Source organism: Acinetobacter sp. UC24323, from assembly GCF_024151445.1.
Taxonomy (GTDB): domain Bacteria; phylum Pseudomonadota; class Gammaproteobacteria; order Pseudomonadales; family Moraxellaceae; genus Acinetobacter; species Acinetobacter baumannii.
Window position 1 is genome coordinate 13,569 of the sequence record NZ_JAHIBY010000012.1, and the last position, 14,734, is coordinate 28,302.

At 40.1% G+C, this 14,734-nt stretch carries 14 protein-coding genes and 1 riboswitch; of the genes, 8 read left to right on the forward strand and 6 right to left on the reverse strand.

The annotated features are described in order from the left end of the window. Positions 1–54: 54 nt before the first annotated feature. Positions 55–1,194, reverse strand: a complete 1,140-nt coding sequence (locus tag KNQ97_RS15415; RefSeq protein ID WP_002062409.1) for a sensor histidine kinase — start codon at positions 1,192–1,194, stop codon at positions 55–57. Between KNQ97_RS15415 and argH the strand changes: the two genes are divergently transcribed. Continuing rightward, positions 1,185–2,618 carry an argininosuccinate lyase gene (argH, locus tag KNQ97_RS15420; protein WP_000213740.1) on the forward strand — a complete coding sequence of 478 codons (1,434 nt, stop codon included), beginning with the start codon at positions 1,185–1,187 and terminating at the stop codon, positions 2,616–2,618. The genes KNQ97_RS15415 and argH overlap by 10 nt on opposite strands. Before the next feature lie 9 nt (positions 2,619–2,627). Beyond that, the gene (locus KNQ97_RS15425; RefSeq protein WP_000089996.1) at positions 2,628–2,897 is read left to right on the forward strand and encodes an oxidative damage protection protein; all 270 of its coding nucleotides are present in this window, start codon (positions 2,628–2,630) and stop codon (positions 2,895–2,897) included. Positions 2,898–3,212: 315 nt separating this feature from the next. Here KNQ97_RS15425 and phoU read toward each other — a convergent pair whose 3' ends face one another. The 4 genes from phoU to KNQ97_RS15445 all read right to left on the reverse strand — a co-directional run bounded on the left by phoU (position 3,213) and on the right by KNQ97_RS15445 (position 6,950). Further along, positions 3,213–3,935 (reverse strand): phosphate signaling complex protein PhoU, encoded by a 723-nt coding sequence (gene phoU, locus KNQ97_RS15430; RefSeq protein WP_000075183.1) that lies wholly within the window; start codon positions 3,933–3,935, stop codon positions 3,213–3,215. A gap of 108 nt (positions 3,936–4,043) precedes the next feature. Next, on the reverse strand, positions 4,044–5,375 hold the full coding sequence (locus tag KNQ97_RS15435; RefSeq protein WP_000959183.1) for a TolC family outer membrane protein: 1,332 nt from the start codon (positions 5,373–5,375) through the stop codon (positions 4,044–4,046). Positions 5,376–5,470: 95 nt separating this feature from the next. Beyond that, complete coding sequence (locus KNQ97_RS15440; protein WP_253612429.1) at positions 5,471–6,376, reverse strand: DMT family transporter; 906 nt, start codon at positions 6,374–6,376, stop codon at positions 5,471–5,473. Beyond that, positions 6,369–6,950, reverse strand: a complete 582-nt coding sequence (locus KNQ97_RS15445; RefSeq protein ID WP_253612430.1) for a TetR/AcrR family transcriptional regulator — start codon at positions 6,948–6,950, stop codon at positions 6,369–6,371. Before KNQ97_RS15445 ends, KNQ97_RS15440 begins: the two co-directional genes overlap by 8 nt. Positions 6,951–7,059: 109 nt before the next feature. Here KNQ97_RS15445 and KNQ97_RS15450 point away from each other — a divergent pair, with 109 nt between their 5' ends. From KNQ97_RS15450 to gluQRS, 6 genes are all read left to right on the forward strand, one after another. Next, a complete protein-coding gene (locus tag KNQ97_RS15450) occupies positions 7,060–8,139 on the forward strand; it encodes a hypothetical protein (RefSeq protein WP_253612431.1) in 1,080 nt (359 codons plus the stop codon). Between the two features lie 34 nt (positions 8,140–8,173). Next, positions 8,174–8,308, forward strand: a riboswitch (TPP riboswitch). An 89-nt stretch (positions 8,309–8,397) separates the two neighbouring features. After that, positions 8,398–10,275 carry a phosphomethylpyrimidine synthase ThiC gene (thiC, locus tag KNQ97_RS15455; RefSeq protein WP_253612432.1) on the forward strand — a complete coding sequence of 626 codons (1,878 nt, stop codon included), beginning with the start codon at positions 8,398–8,400 and terminating at the stop codon, positions 10,273–10,275. Positions 10,276–10,350: 75 nt separating this feature from the next. Then, positions 10,351–10,977, forward strand: coding sequence for an NUDIX domain-containing protein (locus KNQ97_RS15460; protein ID WP_000029222.1), 627 nt, complete (start codon positions 10,351–10,353; stop codon positions 10,975–10,977). A 4-nt stretch (positions 10,978–10,981) separates the two neighbouring features. Next, complete coding sequence (cpdA, locus tag KNQ97_RS15465; protein WP_103235849.1) at positions 10,982–11,794, forward strand: 3',5'-cyclic-AMP phosphodiesterase; 813 nt, start codon at positions 10,982–10,984, stop codon at positions 11,792–11,794. 210 nt (positions 11,795–12,004) lie between these two features. Continuing rightward, positions 12,005–12,541, forward strand: coding sequence for an RNA polymerase-binding protein DksA (gene dksA, locus KNQ97_RS15470; RefSeq protein ID WP_001262524.1), 537 nt, complete (start codon positions 12,005–12,007; stop codon positions 12,539–12,541). Positions 12,542–12,543: 2 nt separating this feature from the next. After that, on the forward strand, positions 12,544–13,476 hold the full coding sequence (gene gluQRS, locus KNQ97_RS15475; protein ID WP_000216738.1) for a tRNA glutamyl-Q(34) synthetase GluQRS: 933 nt from the start codon (positions 12,544–12,546) through the stop codon (positions 13,474–13,476). A gap of 49 nt (positions 13,477–13,525) precedes the next feature. Here gluQRS and ftsW read toward each other — a convergent pair whose 3' ends face one another. After that, positions 13,526–14,722, reverse strand: coding sequence for a putative lipid II flippase FtsW (ftsW, locus tag KNQ97_RS15480; protein WP_000907680.1), 1,197 nt, complete (start codon positions 14,720–14,722; stop codon positions 13,526–13,528). Between the last annotated feature and the right edge of the window lie 12 nt (positions 14,723–14,734).

The following is a 14,734-nucleotide window of genomic DNA, read 5'->3' on the forward strand; positions in this document are numbered from 1 at the left end:
TCCTTGTCACCGTTAACTTGGTCCATTTTTTTATGGTTAACTCTGACTGACTTATTATTTTGATTGGTATTGATAGCTCATAATAGTGGTATATAAAGCCTCACCCTTATATACCTGGAATCTCACTGAATTCCCATAATACGCTTTTAAGCGCTGTTTAACATTTTCAAGAGCGATTCCATGCCCTTTCCGTGAATTTATTGTATCGTGTGTATAAGGGTTGGTAATGACTATACTGACCTGATTTTGCAATATTTCAACCAATACCCCAATGGTTGCTTTACCCATCATTGGCTCTACCCCATGAAAAATACTATTCTCTAATAAAGGTTGTAATGTCAATAAAGGAATAGTGACCTGTTTTAATTGCAAAGGTTCAATTTCCACTTTCCATTCGACTTTTAAACGCTCGCCTAAACGTATTTGCTCAATCATTAAATATTGCTTACTAAGCTCAATTTCTTCATGCAAGCTCACTAATTTTAATTCTTGAAAACTCGCCCGAAACAGTCGTGACAGGCTAATTAACATACTTTCTGCTTTATCTGGATCTATCGTTATTAAACTCACCACATTATTTAGACTATTAAATAAAAAATGAGGATGAATGCGAGCCTGCATTGCCTGAATACGGGCATTTAATTCTGCATATTGTTGGTGTAACCATTGTTCTCGAACATATAAATAACGCAGACAAAAGGCCCCTAATAATATTCCATAACTTAAATATAAAGGGACATTGGTAAAATAAATGCTCCAGTCCTGCGCTATAACAGATGTTTTTTTCAAAACTCCAAACTGAAAAAAATTGCTTATTATGGTGGTTACCACAACTATCGCTTGCAGCATAACAAAGCCAATTACCAAAGCATATTTTTGCTGTAGCTGACTAAAAAAATCCTGAAAATGTTCAACCAATGCAAAAAAAGACAAAATCACCCAGTTAATAAAAATGATGTATTGTAAAAGACGTGAGCCGTTTAATGCATGCCAAGACTGCGCTTCAGCCAAAGCTAAAACCAGAGCTAAAACATTACTTGCGATAATTAATTCTAATAAATGTTGCCAACGATCAATTTTCGTAAAAAAATAGGAGGAATTTTGATTTCGATATGCTGTAGAAAACAACTTTGTTTGTTGAGCTTCGGCAAGTGATATACTCTTTTTTATTTTACTGAGCCACCATGACCACATCTTCAAATCCCCCTAATTCAGCAGCCCCAAACCAAACCTCAGGTATGTGGGGTGGTCGTTTTTCTGAAGCGACGGATGCTTTTGTAGCCGAATTTACCGCCTCTGTTCAATTTGACCAGCGTTTTTATAAGCAAGACATCGCTGGTTCTATTGCGCATGCTACCATGCTTGCGAAAGTTGGCGTACTGACAGAAGCAGAACGAGACGACATTATTGAAGGTTTAAGCACCATTCGTGCAGAAATTGAAGCTGGAACTTTTGAATGGCGTATCGATCTTGAAGATGTTCACATGAACATTGAATCACGTTTGACTCAACGTATCGGTATTACAGGTAAAAAACTTCACACTGGCCGTAGCCGTAACGACCAAGTTGCAACTGATATCCGTCTTTATCTCCGCGATGAAATTGACGACATTTTAGGCTTATTAGAGCGTTTACAAAAAGGTTTGTTGGGCTTGGCTGCCAAAAATGTAAATACTATTATGCCTGGCTTTACACACTTACAAACAGCTCAACCGGTAACTTTCGGCCATCACTTGTTGGCATGGTTTGAAATGTTAGTTCGTGATACTGAACGTCTTCAAGACTGCCGTAAGCGTGTTAACCGTATGCCACTTGGCTCTGCGGCTCTCGCTGGTACAACTTACCCGATTGACCGTGCTTATACAGCAGAGTTACTAGGCTTCGAAGCTGTATCTGAAAACTCTCTTGATGCTGTATCTGACCGTGATTTTGCTATCGAATTTAATGCAGCAGCATCTTTAATCATGATGCATTTATCGCGTATGTCTGAAGAACTTATTCTTTGGACTTCTGCACAGTTTAAATTCGTAAATATTCCTGATCGCTTCTGTACTGGTTCTTCAATCATGCCGCAGAAGAAAAACCCTGATGTTCCAGAACTCATCCGTGGTAAATCTGGCCGCGTATTTGGTGACTTAATTAGCTTACTTACGCTTATGAAAGGTCAACCACTGGCGTACAACAAAGACAACCAAGAAGATAAAGAACCTTTATTTGATGCCATTGATACCGTTCGTGGTTCACTCATGGCGTTTGCCGACATGATCCCTGCATTGGTTCCAAATGTTGAAATCATGCGTGAAGCTGCTCTTCGCGGATTCTCTACAGCAACTGACCTTGCTGACTATTTAGTGAAAAAAGGCGTTGCGTTCCGTGATGCACATGAAATTGTAGGTAAAGCTGTTGCATTAGGTGTTGCTGAAGAAAAAGATTTATCTGAGTTAACACTTGAGCAATTACAACAATTCTCTGACCTAATTACAGCAGATGTATTTGATAAAGCTTTGACACTAGAAGCTTCGGTAAATGCACGTGATCATATTGGCGGAACTTCACCAAAACAGGTTGAAGCTGCGATTGCACGTGCCCATAAACGTCTAGAACAGTTATACGCTTAAGGATACAAAATGAGTCGACAAGTATTTTGCCGTAAATACCAAAAGGAAATGGAAGGATTGGACTTTGCTCCGTTTCCTGGTGCCAAAGGCCAAGAATTTTTTGAAAATGTTTCTAAGCAAGCATGGCAAGAATGGTTACAGCACCAAACTACGCTAATTAATGAAAAGCGTTTAAACGTGTTTGAACCAGAAGCGAAAAAATTCCTTGAAGAGCAACGTGAGAAGTTCTTCAATAATGATGAAAGCGTTGAAAAAGCGGAAGGCTGGAAACCAGAATAACAGGTTTATTCCAAGCCCATCATTTTTTAAAAAGGCAGGTTTATATACATAGACCTGCCTTTTTTTACGTGAAACTTACACAAACATATAAAGCCTTACATAGAGCGCACAGGACTCTACATGACATGAAATAGCTGAAACTTTAATATCAATTCATAGCAAGTAAGACACGATCCCTGTCGTGTTTTCTCTTAATGCACTTGATTTTCTGTCCTGAACTTCCCCCCAAAGTTCGGGACATTTTTTTATCTATTATTTTAAAAAAATAAAAAAGCCTTGTCTGAAACAAGGCCTTTAAATATCTCAGCTCACATATTACTTTTCGTGTACTTTTGCTTCAATTTCTTCAATTTTGGTATGACGTGCATCAAAGCCTTTTGCCATGTAAATGACTTGTTCAGCAATATTACGAGCGTGATCACCGATACGCTCTAAAGAACGTAAAACCCACATGACATTAATCACACGAGCAATATGACGCGGGTCTTCAATCATATAAGTCATTAAAGTACGCGTTGCCGACTGATATTCACGGTCGATGTCAGCATCAGCTAAAAGTACACGTAATGCTTGATCTGCATCTAAACGTGCAAAAGCATCAAGTGCGTCATGAATCATGACTCGTACTTGGTTACCAATATGACGTGTTTCCATATAGCCACGAGGAGAACCGCCCTCTTCACATAGATTTTGCGCAATACGGGCAATTTTTGCAGCTTCATCCCCAATACGCTCTAGGTCAGTATTGGCTTTACTCATGGCAATTACCATACGCAAGTCAATTGCTGCCGGATGACGGCGTGCCAAAATCAGCGTCAGCCCTTCATCAATATCACGTTCATATTGATTGACTGCATTATCTTTAAATTGAACATCAATTGCTAAGTTCGCATCTGTATCAAGTAAAGAATGAATTGCATTGGCAACCTGTTGTTCGACCAAGCCACCCATGGTCATAAACTTTGTGTTCACATCTTGCAAATCTTCATTAAATTGAGAAGAAATATGATGGCTTAACACCGGATTACTCGGACTCAAGGGAAGCCTCCAACATGATGGCGCAGGGATAAAATGATTGAGCATTAAAACACATCAATCATTAAATTTTTATGACAAAATTAAATTTCAGATAAAAGCATTTTTTTATTACTGATACGTTAACCAGCTATTTAATTCAACTAGATCTTTTTCTCCTAGCTGACCTACAGCCGCTTTTAAACGTAATACATTTAATAAATAGTCATACTGAGCATTAAGATAATCCTGTTTTGCTGAAAAAGCATTACGCTGCGCCAATAAAACATCGACCATACTTTTTAAGCCTTCGTTATAACTTGCTTTTGAAGCTTGAGAAACAAGTGCTGAAGAGTCCATTGCCGCCTTTCTTGCTTCAAGCTTTGCTCGGTCGGTATCTACCTGCATAAAAGCACTTTTCACATCGACATTGGCACGGCGAATGGCCGCATCAAGTTGGGCTTGCGCTTTATTTAACTCCACACTGGCTTTTTTAATAGAAGTTCGGGTCCGGCCTCCATTAAATAAGTTCCAGTTCATTTCTACCCCGACCTGATCAAACTTCCCATCAGTTGAAATCAGCGTTTCTGGCGTTTGTTTGGTATAACCATAACTCGCCACTGCATCTATCTGTGGATAAAGTGCAGCTTTTTCCACACGACGTTGATCTTCAGCATATCGCTTTTGTAAACGTGCTTGTTGAATCTTTAAATTTTGCTGTTGGGCTAATCCTAACCACTCATCGAGCTGTGCCGGATAAGGTTTTTGAAAGATAAAATCACTTCTCAATACAGCAAGCCTATCTTGATACGGACCAATATATTCAGATAGTTGCTCTTGAGCCAATAAAAGCTGCACATTGGTAGCAATACGGTTGGCTCGGGCATTTTGATATTGGGCATTTGCTTCACTCACATCACTACGTGCTACCAACCCTTCTTTAAGCTTGGCGTTCATCATATTGAGCTGTTCAAGCAAAGCTTTTTCTTCTTGTAAATATGCAGCGGTAAGTGCCTGTTGACGCAGTACATTAAAATAGGCTTCAGCTACATTTAAAACATGATCTTGTTTTTGCAGTCTTAAAGTAACTTCACTAAGAGCAACCGAAGTTTTAACCTGTTTATAACCTTCCCATGCATCCATACGAAAAAGAGGCTGACGGGCAGATAAAGTAGCCTGTTTGGTAGTCGATGTATTACTTACCAAAGCATCGGAAAGTCCTTCCTGATCAACACCAGGAAAATTTGAACGCTTTACCGTTTGTCGATTACGGGTAATATTTCCAGATAATGTAACTGTTGGTAGTAAAGCGCCTGTTGCTAAGCCTAAATTAAGCTGATCTGCTTCAAACTGTTGTTGATTCGCTTGCCACGTCGGATCATTTAGTTTTGCGCGCTCATAAGTTTCAACTAAATCTAGAGCAAAACTCGACGATGTAAAACTCCATAAACCCGCAACAAGCATTAATTTTATTTTCATTGTTTAAATCAACGATAAAACTTGGCTTTAAGACTAAGAAAAATTTAATTTAAACTCAAGCCAGTAAAAGTTTTCATTTTTTATGTATTTTCAGGCTTTGATAACATCAAAATACAAATGAAAATCAAAAACATACCTACCCACCCAATCCATGAGACACTTTCGCCAACCAAAACAATGGCAAAAATCGCTGCAACAAGAGGTTCAAATAAAGTTAAAGTGGTGGCTTTACTGGCATTTACAGTTTTTAACCCGAAACCAAAAAGCAAATAACCCAAAAACATAGGAATCAGCATCATATAGCCAGCAACAAGTAAATTTGTTGAACTTTGCAGTAGCCCACCACCTGTAATTAATAAAGTTGGAAGCAAGATGACTGCCCCACCACCCATAATCATGCCCATTGCAGCTTTAGCAGCAATACCCCGATCTATTAATCTTTTTGCAACCCATGAATAAAGTGAATAGGTTGCACCCGCTACCAGCCCAAGAAAAATACCAAAAATTTTATTCCATTCATTTGTACTCTCTTGTGCTGCGTGGCTTTCGCCCATAGATAATAAACTTACCCCCACAACACCCAACACAAAACTTAGGAACCACTTTTTAGATAAAACTTTACGGTCAAAGAATCGCTCTAAAACTGCTGCAATGAGTGGAGCCGAACCAATTGAAACCACCGTACCAATCGTAATTCCGGCATAATGCATGGAAGAATAAAAAGCTAGTGGATATATCCCAACTGCCACAACACCTAAAAGAATAATAGAAATATTTCGCCCAATAAATTGTCGGTGTTCCCGGATGGCCTGAGATGCAATCAATGCCTGTAAAAGCCCACCTCCCCCCATAGCAACCGCGCCAATTGCAAGTGGTCCGAGTGTTGGGGCAAATGCTGCGGCTGTGCCCGTGGTTCCCCATAAGAAAGAGGCCACTAAAATTGCAATAGTGCCACCATAACTACTATTTTTAATAAGGCTAATCATGTTGGCATTCTCGATCTAAAATATCTTCTGCCATTTGTCTCGCTAATTGAAGTTGACGGCTACTACCCTCTAAACCAGCTCTTGCCATCGACCCTTCTAATAAAAAAGAAAGTTGTGAGGCAATATAGCTAACACGCTGTAAATCTTTTAATAAGCGATTTAAATGCTCGGCAACAATTGCCTCAACTTGTTCTTTATGCTGTCTTACAGCATTTCGTCCTGAACTATTCGCTGGGAACTCTGCGGCAGCATTTAATAGCCCACATCCTCTAAAACCCTTTTCATAAGCAAACTCGGCATGATCTTGATAGGCATCAAATACGGCCAAAATAGCTTCTTTAGCTGTTTTTGTTTTTTCTAAACGCTTTTGATAAAGGTCTAACCACTCTTGATGTCGTGCAGCAATATAGGCATCAACAAGTTCACCTTTTGAAGAAAAATTATTGTAAAGCGACATCTTGGCTACATCTGCTTTAGCCGTAACCGTATTAATTCCTGTTGCAGTAATGCCATCGTTATAAAACAGTGTTGCCGCTGCATCGAGAATTTTCTGTCTTGCTGTTCTATCATTCATAGCTTTTACTTAAGTAGACCGACCTACCTAATAATAAAGATTTCTAACAGTGATGCAATCTTTTTAAGCGTTATAATTTGAGCAATATCAATTTCGATAAAAATATAAGATGAAAAAAATTCTAATGATGAGTATGTGCGGCGCACTACTTTTAGCTGGCTGCAATAAAACCTCACAGCAAGATCAAACTGTATCTAAAGAGCAAAAATCAACTGCGCAAAAGGCCACCGAACAGCGAGACAGTAGCTGCTTACAAATTATGGTAGCCATGCACACGATTAATCAGAACAGTAAAATAGAAGACTTAAATCAAATTAATGAAAAGCTTAAAAACTGTGTTCCTTCGTTAAAAAATGAGGAACAGCTTAAGCTAATTGATGCATCAACAACCATGTATCAACGTTTTCTTAAACAAGACTACACTGAAAAAACAGGGAGAGCTTTTGAAGCATTTGGCTATGCTGTTTTAGAACAGAAACAAGACCTTAAAAAGGTGATTCAAAGTCAGAAAAAGCTCTTCGCCCAACTGAGCCCGCGTGATCAATATTTACTTCAACATGAAGGCCAAGCCTATATTGAGCTGCTCTATCAAGGTGAAGGTATGTTTACTTATCGTCGCCAGCCAAACTACTTAGTTGATGTTTTTTCTAAGGCTTTACCCGCTGACCAGAAAGAATTTTTATCTCGTATGGCAAAAGACAATCAAGACATTTTCTATAACGATGGTGCTTTGGCTGTTTCATGGAAAGAGCTCACTGAACGTGCTTTATTTTGGGAAAGATTTATTCAAAAATATCCAAAGAGTTATTTTATTAATGATGCCAAATTACTCTTTAATGAATATCGATACTTCATTTTCTTTGGCCTAGATAACACACCTGTGTCGAATGAATATGCCCCGAACACATGGTTTGACCCTGATGCACTTCAGCAAATCCGCTTTTTATCAACTCAGAGCCAATCAAGTTTAGCGAAACCTGCCCAACAATTTCTTAAATTTATTGCCACCCCTGTCGATGAGCGTAATACACAATTCAAGACAGATTTAACTGATGAAAATGGGCAAAAGAAATCTACCTATCAGATTGTGCATGAACAACTTGAACAGTTATTAAAATTAGATTCGCCATGGAACACGGAAGTCTATCGTGACTGCCATATAGATGCAGTTTGTATAGATACAAATTGACAATGCCAGCCAACCTAAAACATGTTAGTCTTTAAATCGCTTGACGGAGCGCGAGTAATAGCTCGCTGAGATTGTGTAAATTTCGTGTTATCGCAACACCAGTTTGATCACAAGTACCGTTGAACCTGATCAGGTTAAGACCTGCGTAGGAATCAAGCCATCTGAAAACCTAAGCCCTCAATTTATCTAGTTCAAGATAAATCCGCCATCGTTTTTGGTCGTGCTTGATTCGTTGATGTTATTCATAAGGATCATGTGATGAACCAATTAACGAATCTCTCTTCTGCTGAAATTTCAGCACAACATGAACAAGATGCAAAAGACTTAACCCGCATCTTACCCGCTTCTAAAAAAGTTTATATTGAAGGCTCTCGCCCTGATATTCAGGTTCCAATGCGAGAAATTTCTTTAACCGATACCCCAACTGGCCTTGGTGGTGAGCACAACCCACCTATTATGGTATATGACACTTCAGGTGTTTATACTGACCCGAATGTTCAAATTGATTTAAATAAAGGTTTACCTTCAGTTCGTCAAAAATGGATTGAAGAGCGTAACGATACTGACGTTCTTTCTGGCCTAACTTCAAAGTTTGGACAGGAGCGTTTAAAAGATATTCGTACTGCTGATATTCGCTTTGCACATATTCAAAACCCACGCCGTGCTAAAGCAGGCAAAAATGTCACTCAAATGCACTATGCCAAGCAAGGTATTATTACGCCTGAAATGGAATATATTGCAATTCGTGAAAATCAGCGTCAACGTGAAGCTGTAGATATGCGCCAGCACCCAGGTCAAAACTTTGGTGCGAAAAACTTAAAAGAAATTACACCTGAGTTTGTTCGCCAAGAAGTTGCCGAAGGCCGCGCTATTATTCCTGCCAACATTAACCACCCAGAACTTGAACCAATGATTATTGGCCGTAACTTCTTGGTTAAGATTAATGCCAATATTGGTAACTCGGCGCTTGGTTCTTCAATTGATGAAGAAGTTGCGAAAATGACATGGGCAACCCGTTGGGGCGCTGACACCATTATGGACTTGTCTACAGGTAAGAATATTCATGAAACACGTGAATGGATTATTCGTAACTCACCAGTTCCAATCGGTACCGTACCAATTTATCAAGCACTTGAAAAAGTTGATGGTGTTGCTGAGAATCTGACTTGGGAAATCTTTAAAGACACGCTTATTGAACAAGCTGAACAAGGTGTTGACTACTTCACCATTCACGCAGGTGTTCTACTCCGTTATGTGCCACTTACAGCAAACCGTTTAACAGGTATTGTGTCTCGTGGTGGTTCAATCATGGCGCAGTGGTGTCTCGCTCATCATGAAGAGAACTTCTTATACACACACTTCGACGAAATCTGTGAAATCATGAAAGCCTATGATGTGTCATTTAGCTTAGGCGATGGCTTACGTCCGGGTTGTATTCAAGATGCAAATGACGAAGCGCAGTTCAGCGAACTTAAAACACTGGGTGAGCTGACTCACCGTGCATGGGAACATGATGTTCAGGTCATGATCGAAGGTCCGGGTCACGTACCAATGCATATGATTAAAGAGAACATGAACTTACAGTTAGAAGTGTGTAAAGAAGCTCCATTCTATACGCTTGGACCTTTAACCACAGATATCGCTCCGGGTTATGACCACATTACTTCTGCTATTGGTGCAGCCATGATTGGCTGGTATGGCACAGCAATGCTTTGCTATGTGACACCTAAAGAACATTTAGGTTTACCAAACAAGAAAGATGTGAAAGACGGAATTATTACCTACAAGATTGCAGCACACGCAGCCGATCTTGCCAAAGGTCATCCGGGTGCACAGGTTCGTGATAATGCCTTGTCTAAAGCACGTTTCGAATTCCGTTGGGACGACCAGTTCAACCTAAGCCTAGACCCAGATACAGCACGCAGCATGCATGACGAGACTTTACCAAAAGAAGCGCATAAATCTGCTCACTTTTGCTCAATGTGTGGTCCAAAATTCTGTTCAATGAAAATCACCCAGAATGTACGTGACTATGCCAACAACCTCACCAATAGCGATTCAGAGGTTGAAGAAGGCCTCAAAGCAATGAAAGAGGTTTATCAAGAGCAAGGACAAAAACTGTATCATAAAGTGTAAATATTCAAAAAAAACACTTGCCTAGCCATGATTCTCGGTTAGGATGAAATAAATAGATTTCGTCCTGATCGAATCATGAGTATTGTCGAGCGTCCAAGTTATACATCTAAAGATGTCGAAGTAACATCACGTGAACCTCTGTTCAGTGGTTTTATTCAAGTTGAAAAAGTCAGCCTTCGACATCGTCTATTTAATCAATCTGAATATACTCCTGTATTGCAGCGCGAACTTGTGCATCGGCCTGAAGCGGCTGGCGTTCTACTCTACAATGATCAAAAACAACAGTTTGCCCTGATTGAACAGTTTCGTGTTGGTGCTTTAGATGACTCCCATTCGCCATGGCAACTCGAAATTATCGCAGGCGTATTAGATGGCAATGAATCACCAGAAAGTTGCATTCGACGCGAGAGCCTTGAAGAATCAGGTTGCGAAGTTCAGGATTTAGAACATCTATTTAGTTTTTACCCATCAGCTGGCGCCTGTTCAGAGTTATTTCATCTGTACGTTGCCGAAACCAATTTACCTGCTGTAGGTGGTGTTTTTGGGGTAGATAATGAGGGTGAAAATATTCAGCTGCATTTGTTTAGTTATAGTGAAATTCAAACACTACTCAACAGCGGACGTTTAAGAAATGCCCCTGTTATTATGGCATTACAATGGCTGGCTCAACACAGCAAAACGATAATAAATCCGAAGAGGTAGGACGGTGACTTTTCAAGTCTCAACACTTTCACAAAAAAATCATGTCATCATACAAATTACCGATACACATTTATTGGAGTATCCACAGCTAGAATTTGTGGGGATGAATCCTGAAGAAAGTTTCCACGCCATTATTCAACAGATACTAAAACAACATCCCGAAGCTGATGCGATTATTCATACCGGTGACCTCGCACAAGCGCCAACACCTATTACCTACAAACGTTATATCAATTTTATGCAAACCTTGGGCCTGCCTTTTTTCCAGACCCTCGGCAATCATGACAATGTCGACCACTTTCCTCTACATAACGAAAACCATCAACAACCTGTAGTTGTCGGTTTAGGAAACTGGCGTGTGATTATGCTAAATAGCGCTGTAAAGGGAAAAGTAGATGGCCATCTGTCTTCGGAACAATTAGAAAATTTAGCGAATTTACTTGAACAATTTGCAGATCATCCTGTTTTGCTGGCTTGTCATCACCACCCATTTGCCATGAAATCAAAATGGATTGACCACCATAAGCTTCAAAACTCAAATGCACTTTTAGATACTTTAAGTCCATTTCAAAACGTGAAGGCCCTAGTCTGCGGACATGTTCATCAAGATTCCCTTAATATCTGGCAAGGTATCGAGTTTTTTTCTACGCCTTCCACAAGTGTACAGTTTAAGCCGTTTAGTAATGATTTTGCACTCGACCAAAATGCACCGGGTTATCGTTACATTCGTCTGAATAACGATGGTAGTTTTGAAACAAAAGTGTTTCGCCTTGAAAATTTCAAAACCTGTATAAATACTGATATTTCAGGTTATTAGCCCTAAAGTTTATATAACCCAAAAGAATTATGACTAGGGTAAACACGTTTTGAAAATATTTACGGGACAGAATGACTATCATCTTGCAGGAAAAATCTATATGATGACGACCCGATGGAAAAATCCATCGATGGTTTTCTATAAAAACACTTGCATATCACCATATTTTTTGCGTATAGATAATACGTGTATGATGAGGAATGCCCTATTATGGCGAATGACAACCACAACCAAGTTTTGGATGAACATACAGAAGTTGTAGTAGAAGGTGATAAAGCTTCTGCAAAACGTGCACGTAAAGTGAAACCTAAAACTTCTGACGTAGGCTCAACTGCAAGTTTATTTGGTATTGCACCTTATCAACCTAAGAAAAATGAAGAGTACATGTCTGAAGGACAGCTCGAGCATTTCCGACAAATTCTGCAAGCATGGAAAGCTGAATTAATGTCTGAAGTTGATCGTACTTTAAATACGATGCAAGATGAATCAACTGCATTGCCAGACGTAAATGACCGTGCTACCCAAGAAGAAGAATTTGCAATTGAATTACGTACACGTGACCGTGAACGTAAATTAATTCGTAAAATCGAACAATCTCTTGAAGCGATTAAAAACGAAGACTACGGTTTCTGTGAAACTTGTGGTATCGAAATCGGCTTACGTCGTTTAGAAGCACGTCCAACTGCAACGTTATGTATTGACTGCAAAACTTTGGCAGAAATTAAAGAGAAGCAAAATAACGGTTAATTGTGACGGTTAAGAATTCTCCAGCCGAGCTTAGTTCGGCTCTTGCGAATCAGCGAAACGATGTTCCACTGATTCGCTACTCAGGTCGGTTTGCGCCCTCGCCAACCGGCCCTTTACATTTCGGATCACTCATTACTGCTGTTGCCAGTTACTGCGATGCCAGAGCCCATCAAGGTCGATGGTTAGTGCGTGTTGAAGACACCGATATCCCCCGCATCTACCCCGGTAGTGAAGACCATATACTCGCATCACTTGAAGCTTTTCAGTTCGATCCGGATGCCGAGATCATTTTTCAAAAAGACCGCCTAGATATTTACGAAAGTGTATTAGACCAACTTAAAAAAGAGGGTCTGGTTTACGCCTGTCAATGTACCCGTAAAATGCTCGGTTCAAACGCTATCTATGCAGGCACATGTCGAGATTTGCATCTCGACTTCCAACATCAAGCCATTCGGGTAAAAGTTCAAGATCAGCCAATCTGTTTCGATGACCGCCTACAAGGGATTCATTGTTCTAATCTAGAGCATGACCTTGGTGATTTTGTCCTTAAACGCCGTGATGGAATTATTAACTACCAGCTTGCTGTCGTCGTAGATGATTACCTACAAGGCATTACTCATGTTGTGCGAGGCGCAGACCTGTTAGATAACACTGAGCGTCAAATCTGGCTTGGTCAACTCCTCGGCTACCCTAAGCTGAGTTACATGCATCTTCCGCTCGCCATGAACGACCAAGGGCAAAAACTTTCAAAGCAAAACCTTGCCCATGCACTTGATTTAACAAAGGCTCCTGAATTACTACAACAAGCCATACAAGCCTTAGGTCAACCACAGGTTGATTTAGATCGTCCCGAAGTGATGCTCAAGCAGGCGGTAACCCAGTGGAATGTAGATTTGATTCCTCATGGACAACAACTTTGCGGAACATATCTATAAATAATAAAAAGCCCGATTTGATATCGGGCTTTTTATAACGCTTCATGGTTTAGAAGTTTGATTCTTCCCTCTCAGGGTTCACTTCTTGAGTTGAAGCATCAATCTTTAAGATCAAGCTAATCATAGCTGCACACATCATTAAAGACGTACCACCATAACTAATAAATGGCAGAGTTAAACCTTTGGTTGGCATTAAGCCCATGTTCATACCCGCATTTACCAAAATCTGGAGTAAGAAAATAATACTAATACCGTAAGCCAAATAACCCGCACGAAGGTAATGATGTTTCAAAGCACGGTGGCCGATTTTGATACAACATGCCAGCATCAAGAAAGATAAGCCAATGACAATTGAAATACCAAAGAAACCAAATTCTTCACCTAACACAGCCAACATAAAGTCAGTATGCGCTTCTGGTAAATAAGAAAGCTTTTGAACACTATGCCCCAAGCCTGTACCAAACCACTCACCACGACCAAAAGCCATTAATGCATTTGATAACTGATAACCCACGCCTAATGGGTCTGCCCAAGGGTCAGTAAACGAAATCAAACGTTGGAAACGGTAAGGTTCAAATAAAATCAAAAACACAATACCCGTGACAATTGCACCAAGCATGATTAAGAATTGTGTTGGAGGCGCACCCGCTAAAAAGAACACCCCGACCATCATCATGACAATAACCACCGTCGCACCCAAGTCAGGCTCGGCAATAATTAAACCTACCGTAATTGCCATAACGCCACTTAAACGAAGTAAGCCTTTCCAGTGGGTACGAACTTCTTTAGCACGGCGTACTACGTAATCTGCGGTAAAGATGGCCATCATGACCTTGGCAACCTCTGTTGGCTGCAAGGTAAAACCACCAATTTTAATCCAACGTGTGGAACCGTTAACTTCCGAACCTACAGCCAAAGCCGCAAGTAACAGAACCATGGTTAATAACCACAATGGAAAGGTATTTTTAAACCATGTATTGAGTGATATTCGATAGGTTAAATAAGCCACCACGCCAGCAGCAACGATTGAGATCCCATGACGAATCACATAGTGAAATGGGTTTTCATGCATATATTCAGCATAAGGCATGGAAGCAGATGCGACCATCACCGAACCGATACATAACAATGCAACCACACAGAAAATCAAGACATTACGTGGCGTCACTTCCGCTGGCCATTTCGGCAATATCCGTTCATACCAATGATTGATTTTCTGGATTGTGGTCTGAGCTAAGCCTGCCATACTACATTCCTA